This is a genomic window from bacterium, assembly GCA_021372535.1.
GTDB lineage: Bacteria > Latescibacterota > Latescibacteria > Latescibacterales > Latescibacteraceae > JAFGMP01.
In genome coordinates, this window is record JAJFUH010000218.1 from 1 (window position 1) to 14,606 (window position 14,606).

10 protein-coding genes are annotated in these 14,606 nt (G+C 52.4%); 8 read left to right on the forward strand and 2 right to left on the reverse strand.

The window, feature by feature from the left end:
- Positions 1-303: 303 nt before the first annotated feature.
- Positions 304-1,452 (reverse strand): hypothetical protein, encoded by a 1,149-nt coding sequence (locus LLG96_18755; GenBank protein MCE5252246.1) that lies wholly within the window; start codon positions 1,450-1,452, stop codon positions 304-306.
- Positions 1,453-1,778: 326 nt separating this feature from the next.
- Here LLG96_18755 and nuoE point away from each other — a divergent pair, with 326 nt between their 5' ends.
- The 6 genes from nuoE to LLG96_18785 all read left to right on the forward strand — a co-directional run bounded on the left by nuoE (position 1,779) and on the right by LLG96_18785 (position 9,904).
- On the forward strand, positions 1,779-2,261 hold the full coding sequence (gene nuoE, locus LLG96_18760; protein ID MCE5252247.1) for an NADH-quinone oxidoreductase subunit NuoE: 483 nt from the start codon (positions 1,779-1,781) through the stop codon (positions 2,259-2,261).
- Complete coding sequence (locus LLG96_18765) at positions 2,245-4,227, forward strand: NADH-quinone oxidoreductase subunit NuoF (GenBank protein MCE5252248.1); 1,983 nt, start codon at positions 2,245-2,247, stop codon at positions 4,225-4,227. Before nuoE ends, LLG96_18765 begins: the two co-directional genes overlap by 17 nt.
- Positions 4,228-4,248: 21 nt before the next feature.
- Complete coding sequence (locus LLG96_18770; protein MCE5252249.1) at positions 4,249-5,973, forward strand: [FeFe] hydrogenase, group A; 1,725 nt, start codon at positions 4,249-4,251, stop codon at positions 5,971-5,973.
- Entirely contained in the window at positions 5,870-7,990 is a 2,121-nt protein-coding gene (locus tag LLG96_18775; protein MCE5252250.1) for a 4Fe-4S binding protein, read from the forward strand. Before LLG96_18770 ends, LLG96_18775 begins: the two co-directional genes overlap by 104 nt.
- A gap of 385 nt (positions 7,991-8,375) precedes the next feature.
- The gene (locus LLG96_18780) at positions 8,376-8,777 is read left to right on the forward strand and encodes a response regulator (GenBank protein ID MCE5252251.1); all 402 of its coding nucleotides are present in this window, start codon (positions 8,376-8,378) and stop codon (positions 8,775-8,777) included.
- A gap of 5 nt (positions 8,778-8,782) precedes the next feature.
- Complete coding sequence (locus LLG96_18785) at positions 8,783-9,904, forward strand: response regulator (protein ID MCE5252252.1); 1,122 nt, start codon at positions 8,783-8,785, stop codon at positions 9,902-9,904.
- Positions 9,905-10,188: 284 nt separating this feature from the next.
- On the opposite strand, the gene LLG96_18790 is transcribed toward LLG96_18785, so the two are convergent.
- Complete coding sequence (locus LLG96_18790) at positions 10,189-11,751, reverse strand: hypothetical protein (protein MCE5252253.1); 1,563 nt, start codon at positions 11,749-11,751, stop codon at positions 10,189-10,191.
- Between the two features lie 224 nt (positions 11,752-11,975).
- On the opposite strand from LLG96_18790, the gene LLG96_18795 reads away from it, so the two are divergent.
- Both LLG96_18795 and LLG96_18800 read left to right on the forward strand, forming a co-directional pair.
- Positions 11,976-12,347, forward strand: a complete 372-nt coding sequence (locus LLG96_18795; protein ID MCE5252254.1) for a BlaI/MecI/CopY family transcriptional regulator — start codon at positions 11,976-11,978, stop codon at positions 12,345-12,347.
- Between the two features lie 2 nt (positions 12,348-12,349).
- Positions 12,350-14,419, forward strand: a complete 2,070-nt coding sequence (locus LLG96_18800) for a tetratricopeptide repeat protein (GenBank protein MCE5252255.1) — start codon at positions 12,350-12,352, stop codon at positions 14,417-14,419.
- Positions 14,420-14,606 lie beyond the last annotated feature (187 nt).

Here is a 14,606-nt window from a genome sequence, read left to right on the forward strand (position 1 = left end):
AACACCTTGATAAAATAGATGTTAGCGGGCGCTTCCCCTCTCTTGTGGCAAGAGAGGGGGCAGGGGGTGAGTTAGGGTGGAGAAAAGGGGTAACAATCAAATCTTAAACAATCCATATGCCGGTAAATGCCCTGTTTACAGGATATTTCGAACTTTTATAACAATTTTAACCGGACACTATTGAGTCTATTGTATCTCTTTGTGTCTTCGTGTCTTCGTGGTTGAATAATTTTCAGGATTATCCGGGATAAAAGGTTCAATTCCTGTTCATTAAATCACACTCAACCACAAACCATTACCGATTCATTTCCCCGGCTTTTCCTTCCTGAATCCACGGTTTCCCGTTTCGCAGTAATATGCCGCTGTGATGATGCCGGTCGGAACGCCGAGTTCCCCTTTCCTGAGACGGTCGGAAAGGTACCCGTACAGGATATCCCCGACACCGGGTTCGAAATATGAGAAATGGAGCCAGCGTCCCGCCTGATCGGCATAGGTAGCGTTGTAGCCGCCTGAACCGTCGATACGGGAGCTGATCGAGTCCCCGGCGGCAATAACGCGGATGACCGTATGAGCGAACCGCTTCATGTCGCCCTTTGTGAACACGATTCCGGCGCGGCAGCACTGGAAGGCGAAATCGGCATTGATCGAGGCATGGGAAACATCCTCCGAGCCCTCGCATGAACCATCGGGGTAGACACGGTACGACCAGTCGTACGCATCCTTTTCACTGTCGAGCCTGAGGCGGTTTTTTAAATAATTGGCAAGCGCCGATGCCCTGTCGCGGTAATACCGGTCTCCGGTGGCGAGCCAGAGCGCGACACAGGTGCGTCCCATGGCATTCATCTGGTTGAGCGGAAGGATAGCGCCGTTTATTCCGGTGTAATATCCTTCTCCCGCCGAGGGCCCATCGACAAATTCGCAATCGAAACAGGAGACCGTTTCCCTCACTCTGCTCAGGATCATCCGGGCACGGTCGCCGAACTGCATTTCGAGGGATGGCTCCCTGCGGACGAGATACACGAAGCGAGCCAGAGGAAACGTCACCATTCCGGCATGAACGAGCCACGCATACTGTTTCCCGTTCGTATATCGATTCGAACTCCATGCCGGAATGACACGGCCGCGGTAGTCGTCATGGATATCCGTAAAGTCATCCCGTATGGCAAACATGTTGGTGGCGTGTTCACAGAGACGGCTGAGAAAGAGGGTGTCGCCCGTGGCTTCGTATGCCGAGACAAATCCCATGAGGATATAGCTTTCACCCCATGCGAGCTCGGATCCTGTCGGGCCTCTGCTGTCGCCTTCCGGCGGCATCGTGGTGAAAATATCGTAGAGCTGCTTGCGCATTTCCTGTGTGCGCTGCCCGTTTTCCTTGCCGCCGCTTGCAGAAAGAACACCAAATCCAAGCACCATGAAGATAAACAATACTATAAATCCTGCCCTGGTTTTCACCGTGAACTCCATCCCCCAAAAACGTGAAAAGAATCGACGTACTGACCGGATAATTAAGGAAGGCAATGAAAAGGTACCCATTTCGCACGCCCGCCGATATTAGTACAGACATGAGCTGTCGGATATTTGTGTAATATAATGAAAAACAGGCACGGTTTTTCAACAGAAACGTTCAAATTCATGACAAAAAGGAAAAATGTACTTGACAATGAGGCGGGATTTTATTAATTTGTTACAAAAATAACAATGTGAATTATATCACGACTTAAAATGACACAAATGCGCTTCTCACTGGCTCTCTTATCGTAAAAGCGAGGTCCGTTACCGTGAACAATGATATGAAACCGATTTTCGCAAAATTCCCCAATGCTCAGCGCGATGATCTTATACCCATTCTTCAGGAAGTCCAGGAAAAAAAAGGATTTCTGTCCCGCGAGGATGTCGTCAGCATTGGCAAGTACCTTAAATTGCCCGCCAGCAAGATTTATGGCGTGGCGACTTTTTACAACCAGTTCCGCTTTCAGCCCCGCGGTCAGTACAACATCCAGCTGTGCCGCGGAACCGCCTGTCATGTCAAGGGATCTGAAAAGGTGCTCGATGCCGTGAAACGCGAGCTCAATATCGCGCCGGGTGAAACGACGAGGGACGGTGTGTTCAGCCTGGAGGTGGTTGCCTGTATCGGCGCGTGCGGTCTGTCCCCGGTTATCAGCATCAATGGTGAATTCTATGCCGGTGTCACTCAGGACAAGGTCAAGGTAATCATCGACTCATACCGGGGAAAGGCCGAAGAACATGACTCAGAAAACTGACATATGGAAAACATGTGAGAGCTGCTGGGAAACAACCGGGATACCCTGCCCCGATGTTATCGGGCTCTTTTTGGAAAACCGTGAAGGAAAAACGGGCGCAGCTCAGGACGAGCTGGCGCTTCTGCGTCGTGAAAAAGTGAATAAACCGGTCATATTCATCGGCACCGGGACATGCGGCCTTGGAGCCGGAGCGGGAAAAACCCTTGCGCGCATTCGGAATTATCTGAGCGAACATGCGCTCGAAGCGGACATAATCGAGGTCGGCTGCATCGGGCTGTGCGTCGAGGAACCCCTCGTCGATATTCAGCTTCCGGGACGGACACGGGTATCGTTCAGCAAAGTGACCGAAGATAAGGTGAACAGTCTCCTGGACGGTGTATTCAGCGGTGCCGTCGAAAAGGAAACCGTTCTGGGCCAGTTCAGGCAGGATGGCCTGAAACCATGGCCCGATATACCCTGTATCGACGAGCACCCGTTTTTCGCGCCCCAGACACGGTGGGTGCTTGCCAACTGCGGTATAATCGATCCGGTAAGTATCGACGAATACATCGCGCACGGCGGTTATAAGGCTTTTGCGCAGTCTATCAACGGCATGACACCGGACGAGGTCTGCGAAACGGTCATAAAAAGCGGTCTCAGAGGACGCGGCGGCGGCGGATTTCCCACGGGGAAAAAGTGGAGCCTTACCCTCAAGACGCCGGGAGACCAGAAGTACTTCATTTGTAACGCGGACGAGGGAGATCCCGGCGCGTTCATGGACAGGGCTGTCATCGAGGGCGATCCCTTCAGGGTTCTCGAAGGGCTCAGCATCGCCGCGTACGCTATCGGGGCGACGAAAGCATACATTTACACGCGCGCCGAGTATCCCCTTGCCATACAGCGGCTCAGGCAGGCTATCGAGCAGGCGATCAAGTACGGCCTGCTCGGGTACAACATACTCGACAGCGGATTCAACCTTGAAATCAAGATAAAAATGGGCGCCGGTGCGTTCGTCTGCGGCGAGGAAACCGCGCTCATAAACAGCATCGAGGGCAAGCGCGGAATGCCGAGGCCGAGGCCTCCTTATCCTTCCGTTCGCGGTCTTTTCGACTGTCCCACAGCCATCAATAATGTCGAGACTCTCGCCAATGTGCCGCCGATCATAGCAAATGGGGCCGACTGGTTCGGTTCTATCGGCACAAAGACCAGCAAGGGAACAAAAGTTTTCGCTCTTTCGGGCAAAATCACCCGCACAGGGCTCGTCGAGGTTGCCATGGGAACGACACTCCGACGGATCATTTTCGAAATCGGCGGTGGTATTCCCGGCGGCAAAAAATACAAAGCAGTGCAGATCGGCGGGCCATCGGGCGGCTGCATCCCCGAACAGCACCTCGATGTGGAGATCGATTACGAATCGCTGAAGGCTGTCGGCGCGATGATGGGTTCGGGCGGCATGGTGGTCATGGACGAGGACACCTGCATGGTGGATATCGCGAAGTTTTTCATGGACTTCATCCAGCGCGAAAGCTGCGGCAAATGCATCCCCTGCCGTGAGGGCACAAAGCGGATGCTCGAAACGCTCAGGAGCATCACCCGGGGACGGGGCACCGAAAAGGGCATCGATTCTCTGGACCGTTTCCGCGGCATCATGCAGCTGAACCGTCTCGCCGAGGTTATCAGGGACACGAGCCTCTGCGGACTCGGCCAGTCGGCTCCCAACCCTGTGCTCAGCACACTACGGTGGTTCCGGGATGAATACGAGGCCCATGTCTTTGAACGCCGCTGTCCAGCCGGCGCCTGTGTCGAGCTGCTCACGTACCGTATCGATCCCGAAGCGTGCCGGGGCTGTACCCTGTGTCTCAAAAAGTGCCCGAGCGGCGCCATAATGGGCGCGCCGAAAAGCCCGCATTACATCATTCCCGATAAATGTATCGGGTGCGGAACATGCGCCCAGGTTTGCCGTTTCAATGCTGTTAAAGTCGAGTAATTCAACAATAAGGATAGAATCATGGTAAAAATCGAGGTCAACAACAAGGTCATCGAGGCGGAAGACGGTGAAACGATCCTGACCGCCATTCGCCGTGCAGGCATACGTGTTCCGACACTGTGCCACATGGAAAATCTGTTCCCGTCGGGCGCATGCCGTATGTGCGTGGTGGAAGTCGAGGGACAGCGTAATCTCGTGCCGAGCTGCGCTTTCCCCGTAGCCGAGGGCATGAAGATCAGGACGCACTCCCCGCGTGTGGTCAATGCCCGTAAAACCATCATCGAGCTCCTCCTTGCGGCTCATCCGGACGATTGCCTGTACTGTTCACGGAGCGGGAGCTGCGAGCTTCAGCAGCTTGCGGAGGAATTCGGTGTGTCCCAGCGCCGTTTTTCAGGCGAAAAGAACATATACCATATCGACACATCAAATCTTTCGATCATACGCGACCCCTCGAAGTGCATCCTCTGCGGCAGATGTGTCCGGGTGTGCGAAGAAATTCAGGGCGTTTCGGCAATTGATTTCGCCGGGCGCGGAAACAAAACCACCGTCGAAACCGCGTTCAGGAGCGGCCTCAATGTGTCGAGCTGCATCAACTGCGGACAATGTATCGCTGTCTGCCCGACCGGCGCGCTCACCGAGCAATCCCATATAACCGCGGTACTCGATGCGCTCAACGATCCCGACAAATATGTCGTTGTCCAGCACGCTCCGAGCATTTCCGTCACCCTCGCCGAGGAATTCGGTCTTAAACCGGGAGCGGACATAAACGGAATCATGGTAACAGCGCTGAGGCAGCTCGGTTTCAACCGGGTTTTCGATACCTCGTTTTCCGCGGACCTTACCATCATGGAAGAAGCCTCGGAGCTGGTCAATCGTATCGCAACAGGCGGGAAACTCCCCATGATGACAAGCTGCTCGCCCGGATGGATCAAATATGTCGAGCAGTTCTATCCCGATTTTATCGATAATCTCTCGACCTGCAAGAGTCCCCAGCAGATGCTCGGCGCGCTCATCAAGCACTATTTCGCCGACCGTGAGGGAATTTCACCGGACAGCATTTTCAGTGTTTCGGTCATGCCCTGCACCGCGAAAAAATTCGAGGCGGCCCGTCCCGAGATGCTCCATGAAAGCATCCCCGATGTGGACGCCGTTCTTACAACCCGTGAACTGGCGAAAATCATCCGGATGAGGGGCATCGACCTGTTCAGTCTCGAACCCGATACCGCCGATACTCCGTTCGGAGTCCGAAGCACCGCGGGCAAACTCTTCGGCGCCACCGGCGGGGTCATGGAAGCGGCCCTGAGAACAGCATATTTCCTCCTCACGGGCAGCGAAATGTCCGATTACAAAATTCCCGACATCCGCGGATTGAAGGGGCGCAAAGAAATTCATCTTACCATCGGCGACCGCACGCTGGGGTTTGCGGTTGTGAACGGCCTCGCGAATGCGCGGCTGCTCCTCGAAGAAATCCGTGCGGGACGGAGCGACATTCATTTCATCGAGGTCATGACATGCCCCGGCGGCTGTATTTCGGGCGGCGGCCAGCCTCGCAGCACCGATTCAAAGGCGGTGCGGATGCGCATGCAGAAGCTCTATAACATCGACCGTGACGAGCGGATACATTTCTCGCACAGGAATCCCGATGTCCAGAAAATGTACGACGAATTTCTCGGGAAACCGCTCGGTGAAAAGAGCCACGACCTCCTGCATACTCACTACCACACCCGTCAGGAAGTGCTGCTGTAAAGAAAAACAGGGGTATACATTGCGAACGAAATCGTTTGTCACCACCATAAAAGAACGCTGCCGCGTCTGTTATACCTGCGTCCGTGAATGCCCGGCCAAGGCCATTCTCATCTCGGATGGCCAGGCGGAGATAATCAGCGAGCGCTGTATAAACTGCGGCAACTGTGTCAAGGTATGCAGCCAGGGAGCGAAACAGGTCATTAGCTCCATCGATGAAGTCTGGAAGCTGCTTACATCGGGCTCGGATACCGTGGCGTGCGTTGCTCCGAGCTTTCCTGCGGAGTTTGACAGAATCAGCCCGAAACAGCTTGTCGGGATGATCAGGAAGCTCGGTTTTTCCTATGTAACCGAGGTGGCATTCGGAGCCGATCTTGTCGCAGACCGCTATCGCAAGCTGCTTGCGGAAAACCACGGGAAACGGTACATTTCAACCACATGTCCTGCCCTGATACTGTATGTCGAAAAATATCATCCCGATCTCGTTAAATATCTCAGCCCGATTGTCTCCCCGATGGTGGCGATGGCGCGGGCGCTCAGAAGCACGTACTCGAAAGATATGAAAATTATTTTTATCGGTCCCTGCATTGCCAAAAAGATGGAGGCCGCAAGCATTCATCTGCATAATGAAATCGATGCCGTCCTCACCTTCAAGGAACTGCGGGAGATGTTTGCGGAGGCGAAAATAACATCGGACATGGTCAAACCGTTCGACTTCGACCCGCCCCATGCCAGTCTCGGTTCTCTTTTTTCGATCAGCAGGGGCCTGCTCCAGTCAGCACAGATTTCCGAAGACCTCGTCACCGGCAGGGTTGTGGCAACCGATGGCCGTCAGAACTTCGTTGACGCTATCAAAGAGTTCGGATCGGGCGACCTCAACGCGGAACTGCTGGAAGTTCTCTGCTGCCATGGCTGCATTTCGGGTCCCGGAATCAGTTCCCAGGCTCCCCTTTTCAGCCGCCGCTCGCAGGTCAGCAAATTTGTCCGCGACTATATCACCAAACGAGACCACCAGCAGTGGCTCGCCGAAATGGCCGGGTATTCCGACCTCGACCTGAGCAGGACATTTACCGCAAACGACCAGCGCATCCCTGTTCGCGACGAGGAGGAAATCAGCAAGATACTGGCAAAAATGGGTAAATATACCTTTCAGGACGAGTTGAACTGCGGCGCCTGCGGTTACGAGACATGCCGCGAACATGCGGTTGCAATATACAAGGGACTTGCCGAAATCGAGATGTGTCTGCCCTACACGATCGAAGAGCTCAGAACGACCATAAAGAAACTCGCCGTATCGAATGAACAGCTCGCCGATACACAGGAAGCGCTCATGCACTCTGAAAAGCTTGCGAGCATGGGCCAGCTCGCGGCCGGAGTCGCCCACGAAGTCAACAATCCGCTCGGGGTCGTTCTCATGTACGCCCATCTGCTCCGTGACGAAAACAATGAAAATCCGAAGCTCCGTGACGACCTCACCCTGATTGCGGAACAGGCCGACCGCTGCAAGAAGATCGTGGCAGGACTCCTCGGATTCGCCCGTGAGAACAAGGTTACACTCGAAGAGACGGATATCAACGATCTGGTCGAACGGAGCCTGATTACCGTTCCGACGCCGGAAAATATCACCATCCGGTTTCTCAGGGAAGTCGAGAATCCCATAACAGACCTCGACCGTGACCAGATAATCCAGGTTCTGACCAATGTCATCGGTAATGCCTATGCGGCGATGCCCGATGGCGGCGAGCTCACGATAACAACTCGGGGTTCCGAAACCTCGGTGGAATTTATCATTTCGGATACCGGTATCGGCATTCCGAAAGAAAACCTGAGCAAAATCTACGAACCGTTCTTTACGACAAAACAGCTCGGGAAAGGCACAGGGCTCGGACTGGCTGTGACGTACGGCATTATCAAGATGCACTACGGGAACATCAAGGTCAAATCCAATGCCGACCCGCAGGCAGGACCGACGGGGACAACGTTCACCATTACCCTTCCCCGTATGAATCAAAAAGGATAAGGATTGACGATGGTTTGTTTGATACACCGTTGCGGTCATTGATATGAGATTCGGATGTTTATTATTTTATGTATAGACCCCGAAACCGGTTCAGGGTGACGTACATGCGATCACGTCGTCATGCAGAACCCGTTTCGGCATCTATCCTATATGTCGAACCATATAAAATCGCCTGTATGAAAACGGAAACTCCGGGATTATCTTTTTAATAGAGGTCTGGTGAAAACACCGCACGTGTGGATTTTAGCTGTCAAGGGTCGTCATGAAGTGCCGATTCACATGCCTTTGACAGCAATAAAACAATACATTTCAACACCAGGCGCGTGAAAAAAAGACTTTTTCACCGCCCCCATAATGCATCATTAAAACTAAAAGGTCAGGAATAATGGAAACTCCCCGTACACAGAAAAAGATACTCATTGTCGATGACGATATCGATCTTCTGCTCCAGCTCAGACTCCAGCTCGAAGCGGCCGGATTCGAGGTCATCAGTGCCGAAAGCAAAACCGAGGCAGAAAAAATTCTAAAAGATACCAGACCCGATATGGCAATTGTCGATCTCATGATGGAGCACATGGACGCCGGCTTCACTCTCAGTTACCACATCAAGAAAATCGACCCGTCGATTCCGGTGATCATGGTTACCGCGGTCACACGGGAAACCGGCCTCGAATTCGATGTGAGCGGAGGCGAAGACCAGGTATGGCTCAAAGCCGATGCGATCCTCGCAAAACCCATCAGGTTCGAGCAGCTCCAGCGTGAAATCAGCCGGCTGTTGAAGGGATAAAGCGGATGGAAAACATTCGGATACTCATCACCGACGACGAGCCCGGAATGCGCATGGCAGTTGTGCGCACGCTGCGTGATTACAAGGTAAAGCTCCCCGATGTGGAAGTGGAGGTCAGTTTCACGATAGACGAGGCTTCCAGCGGAGAAGAAGCGCTTGAGAAGATCAATACCATCCACCCGCACATTCTTCTCCTCGATTACAAGCTCCCCGGCATGAGCGGGCTCGAGGTGCTCGAAAAAATCGAGCCCAGAAAAAACGAACTGCTGACCATCATGATCACAGCATATGCATCGCTCGAAACAGCGATAACGGCAACCAAGCGGGGCGCCTATGACTTCCTTCCGAAACCGTTCACACCGGAAGAGCTCAAGCATGTCATCCGTAAAACCGCGGGTCGGTTCATCCTCATAAGCCAGGCCCGCAAGCTGGCCGAGGAAAAACGCAAGGTCCGTTTCCAGTTCATTTCGGTGCTCGCCCATGAATTGAAAGCTCCCCTCGCGGCGATAGAAGGCTACCTCCAGATCATGAAAAGCCACACGGTCGGCGACAACATCACCGGGTATGACCAGGTCATCGACCGGAGCATGGTTCGTCTCGACGGGATGCGCAAGCTCATTGTCGATCTTCTCGACATGACCCGTATCGAGTCGGGCGAAAAACAGCGCGAGCTCACCGAGATCGATATCAGGGATGTCGCCAGAACCGCCATGGAAACGGTTCTTCCACAGGCCAGCGAACGCTCAGTCACGATAGCCCTCCATGCGGACAAACCGGTAACCATGATGGCCGACCGCGGGGAAATCGAAATCATCCTCAACAACCTCGTCTCCAACGCGGTCAAGTACAACAGGGACAACGGGAAGGTCGACATAACCATTACCGGGCGGAACGGCACGGTCACCATCATCGTGGCGGACACCGGTATCGGACTGACGAAGGACGAGGCGGACAAGCTGTTCAACGATTTCGTGCGTATCAAAAACGAGAAAACCCGCACCATCCTCGGAAGCGGGCTCGGCCTGTCCATTGTCAAAAAGCTCGCGCTGCTCTACAACGGCGATGCAGTGGTTTCGAGCGAACCGGATGTGGGAAGCACCTTCACGGTGACGTTGAGGAAAGGATAAAAGACAGGCATAAGGCAAAAGGCAGAAGGCATAAGTAAAAAGAAAGACAGGGACTAAGGGACTGAAGCTCTGAGGGACTAAGTGAAAAGACCCGCACCGCACCACCCTTAACTCACCCCTGTGTTCCCTCTCTAACCTTTAGAGGGGGGAACCGGACGATCTTTCTATACCCGTGCGCTTTTTCTTTGTCCCCTGTCCCTCTGTTCCTTTATTCTTTTTCACTTTTACCTTTTGCCTGTCTTTAATCTTTCTTTCTTGTGCCTGCTTTTACTGCCTTACAGCTTTCATTCTCTCCGTTCGCTCTCGGGTATGTGCATGAGCATGATCGAGCAGTGCCCGAACCGCTCCGTTCCCATGTCGCCGTCATAATCGTAGAACGCGCCGTTCCAGACCATGAAGAGCTTTCCGCCGGTGTCATCGAGCCTGAACGAATACGACCCGGCGGGTACATAGCCGTACTTCCCGTAATAATACGGGAACATGAAGGCGAGCACCTTTTTCGTCCCGGTTTTCGTGTCGTACTGGACAACGGGGGAGCCGTTCTTTTCCGACATCACCTGGTAGTAGATGTACCGGCCGCCGGGGCTCCGTTCCATGGTGCATGTATACCTGCTGTCTCCCGGCCAGTTGAGTCCCCGGTCGACGATCGTGTCATGATCGGGATCGAAGCTGAACAGCTCGCCGTCGCTGGTCACACCCCAGAAGAGACCGTCCGGCCCCCTGTCGCGGGTCTGGGCGCGCATGTGATCGAATGCGCCTGTCCGGGCGTTTTTCGGCATGCTGCTGTTCATGCGGGAAAAACGGTTTTTGTACGGATCGTAGCGGATCATGTGATGTTCGGTGTCGGAATCATCGGCATTCGTCGTGTATACCATGCCGGTTACGGTATCGAGGAGTATCGCCCGGTTGAACCAGCTCATCGACGGGGGAAGATAACCGGCCCAGAGCGTTTTCTGCCCGTTGATGTCCCATGCAAGGAACTCGTTGAACAGGCTCACCGCATAGAGCATCCCCCGCTTTGTGTCCACACGGTGGTACGGCCATGATGTCCGCGGCAGAGGAGCGCCGTAATCGACATAATCGCCGGTCGCCATGTCATAGCTGAAAATATGGCCGCCGTCGTATCCGGTCGCATAATCGTCCTCTGAGGGTTCGGGGAATTTCCCCCAGTATGTGCAGAACCAGATATGGGGTCGCGGCAGGTCGCTGCTCCGGTATATGTCGAGCCAGCCGTGGATGATGCCATCGCCGAACTGCCTGTCCGTCCGTTCGAGCGAGCGGTTGAGTTCGGGAAGACACCGTACGGTTCGTGTCGCGGGGTCGTATTCGACGAGATAGAGGTGGGCATCATACGCCCCGTGGTCGGCGACGCCGGTAAAGAACTTTCCGGTCGGTTGATCGAAGGCCGACTGGCAGTAGTTCCCCCACCATCCCGATTCGAACTGGTTGTTGTACACCGCAAGGAACTTCGGCTCGACAGGGATGATGACGAATTCAATTTCCGGCGGTGTCAGGGCCACAGTGAAGTCTTTGTTCGCGGAGCGTTCAAAGGCTTTTGGAACACGGAGCATCGCGCTGTCGCAGTCGACCGCCACTGTGGCGGTATAGAGCATATTACGTTTGTCCATTCGCTCCGCCATCTGTTTTCGCTTCCGTTCCTGTTCGCAGGGGACAGAAGGCTCTTTCGGCTGTCGGGCGCCTTTGTAAATAATTCCACAGTATCCGACCCTTCCCTGGCCGGCAGTCCGGGTAAAGGGTGTTCCCGTCGAAGAATTATCACATCCCGTGAATACGGCCGATACCATGCAGACAGTTAAGATGATGTGTTTCAATGGATGAATATTCATACTTATGCTCCTCAGCGGTATAATAATTATACTGTGTTTTTCAACAAATCTATTGTTTTTTATTTTTTTGTTGCATTATTTATAATTGAGGCGATTTTTTTCACGATAGTATTATATTTGAAAGGTTTTTCGCAAAAAGTGGAAAAAAATATTGCTTGACAAAAACTTTTTACCATAGTAAATTTACTCTTATAGAGAATGGTTTTACTTATGGAGGGTACACTATGTCTAGCCTGAGATTTGGTCGTGTGCAGATGAGAATCATGCAAGTCCTGTGGAATTACAAGGAGGCAAATGCACGCGAAATTACCGATGAACTTAACAAGATTGAGCCGATTGCACACAGTACCGTGCAGACATTGCTCAGAAAACTGGAGCAAAAGAAGGCTATCGATCATAAGATCGATAACCGCACCTTTATTTTTTACCCGCTCGTAAAATCGGAAAATGTCACCCAGAGCGCTTTACACGATTTCATCGACCGTATTTTTGCCGGCTCGCCGGGCGGGCTTGTTTCCTATCTCCTCAAGCATGAAAATATTCCTCCGGAAGATTTGAAGAAAATCCGTGATCTGATAAATCAGAAGGAGAAGTGATCATGAGGGCTATGCCCGTTCTGGAATGGCTCATGAACATGTCAAACATCTTTGTCATGGTCAGTGCCAATCTGATGGTTCAGTCAACTATCATAATAACATTCGGATTATTCGTCGTTTATGCTTTGAGGCACAAGAGCGCGGCGATTCATTCGCTTATCTTCCGGATGTTTCTTGCCGCGGTTTTTCTCTGCCCGCTCGTGTCTCTGACCATCGACAGCATGGGTATACAGACCTTTAAGCTGACTGTTCCCACGGCATCCCTTACATTCACGAAATATGATTCCCCACAGGTTCACTCCGGACAGGCCGATGGCATCGGTCCGCGGCACAGTATGTCCGACCGTCCATTGATCAGCTCATTTCTGGAACGGGAAACCGACATCGGATCACCCGTACATCCCTTAGAATCCCTCACGGGCATAAACCAGGGGAATTGGAACGGACGCGGATCATCGGAACGCGGAGAGCCGTGGCGCGCCATATTCTATATGGTTCTGACCGTTGTATGGACAGGATTTTCACTTTTTCTGCTCATCAGGCTTGCCTTTTCTTACTTCCGGATACTGTATGTGCGGAATTCCGCGGTCGAAGCGGAACCCGGCATCATCGCGGAAAGCGAAATCATCGCTTCCGAGCTCGAAATCGACAGGCCGGCCATCCTTCAGAGCGGTCTGGTAAACAGTCCCTTCCTCACCGGTATATTCAAACCCGCTGTGCTGCTGCCCGAGGGGATCACCATAACCAGAGAGATTCTCCTCCACGAGTTTGCGCACCTTGTCCGCCGCGACTGTTTCTGGAATCTGTTAAGCAATCTCGGGATTGTGTTCCTTCCCCTCCAGCCTCTCATGAAACTCCTCAATCATCATCTCGAGGATTCGAGCGATTATGTGTGTGACGATTATGTTCTCAAGCATGGCAGAAACTCGGTCTCCTATGCCCGTCAGCTCGTCAGCCTGGCGGAAAATTTCATACCCGAAAAGCATGAAATCATGGTCGGAGTCGGGATCATATCGTTCAAATCATCCTTGCTGCGCAGGGTTGAACGAATCCTTGAGGATTCCCGTCAGATAATCGTCCATACACGATTCGAGATTGCTTTGATGGTGATCATGCTCTCCCTCGGAACAGCGGTTGCTACAGGATTGTTCGGTTTCAGGGAAAACGGCTCTTTTACAGGAGTATCAGAGGCTCAGGAAGGGATCAAAATATCCGGGCAGGTTTCCGTGACGGCAGTGCCTGAAAAGCAGCCTGTTCCTGTCGAAACATCGACTGTTGCCGACAGCCGCAACCGGAAAACGGACCATGAACCGGAATCCGCCGCCCCGGTAAAAACAGCAGAGAATGTTACGGATTCCACATCGGCTTCACGTTCTTATAAAGCCGAAAACAGTGTACCCGAACAAAAGAAACCGGTCATTGCCGAGAAGAAATCCCCTGCCATATCACCGGACAAACGTTCCGATCTTCCTGTTCCTCAAACAGCCGGTACACCCGAAAAAAATACTCGTGTCACCCCCAATGAAATTCAACGTCAGACCGACAGTAAAACCGTTTCATCATCACCATCACAACCTTCGGAAAAAGAACCGAAAAACCTGTATGCTTACTCGCCACAGACCACATCCGAGCCGGAAAAAGAAGAAGTACCGGCCGTTCCCGTCACTGAAAAAACCGACGACGAGGTATTACTTGATACATTACAGGACCTCGATTCCTGCATAACCGAGGGGAAAAAACTATTGGACACAGGAAATTATGCACTGGCCGAAAAAGTGTTTCTCAAGGCTTCCGAATATAAGCCGGATGACTCCGACCTGGCAAATTACCTCGGGAAAGCGTATTTCGGAAAACGTGAGTATGATCTGGCCCGGATATACTTCCGGAAAGCGATCCTGTTCAATAAAAACAATGCGGATGCCTATTTCAATCTGGGAGACATCCTCTTTGAACAGGGCAATCTCGACAAGGCGATGAAACAGTATAAAATAGCAATCAAAATCAACCCTGCCATGGCCAGCAGAACGAGACCTTTCGACCTCGGAGAGGCTGTCAGAAGAGTGTATAAATAAAAAAATACCGGGCAGAAACCATACCTCTGTTTAATTAAATCGACACAGCGTCTCACCGTATCTTTAAATTCTTTTACTATTTTTCTTTCAAATAATCACTGAAAAACGGTTGTAATATTATTCGGAAAATACTTGACAATTATATTCTACCACAGTAGTTTTATTATGGTAGACTCAATGCCGATTT

Bases quoted from the DNA above. Each gene is read 5' to 3' on its own strand.
- LLG96_18765 (MCE5252248.1), top strand. From the start codon at position 2,245: ATGACTCAGAAAACTGACATATGGAAAACATGTGAGAGCTGCTGGGAA.
- LLG96_18770 (MCE5252249.1), top strand. From the start codon at position 4,249: ATGGTAAAAATCGAGGTCAACAACAAGGTCATCGAGGCGGAAGACGGT.
- LLG96_18775 (MCE5252250.1), top strand. From the start codon at position 5,870: ATGTCCAGAAAATGTACGACGAATTTCTCGGGAAACCGCTCGGTGAAA.
- LLG96_18780 (MCE5252251.1), top strand. From the start codon at position 8,376: ATGGAAACTCCCCGTACACAGAAAAAGATACTCATTGTCGATGACGAT.
- LLG96_18785 (MCE5252252.1), top strand. From the start codon at position 8,783: ATGGAAAACATTCGGATACTCATCACCGACGACGAGCCCGGAATGCGC.
- LLG96_18790 (MCE5252253.1), bottom strand. From the start codon at position 11,751: ATGAATATTCATCCATTGAAACACATCATCTTAACTGTCTGCATGGTA.
- LLG96_18795 (MCE5252254.1), top strand. From the start codon at position 11,976: ATGTCTAGCCTGAGATTTGGTCGTGTGCAGATGAGAATCATGCAAGTC.
- LLG96_18800 (MCE5252255.1), top strand. From the start codon at position 12,350: ATGAGGGCTATGCCCGTTCTGGAATGGCTCATGAACATGTCAAACATC.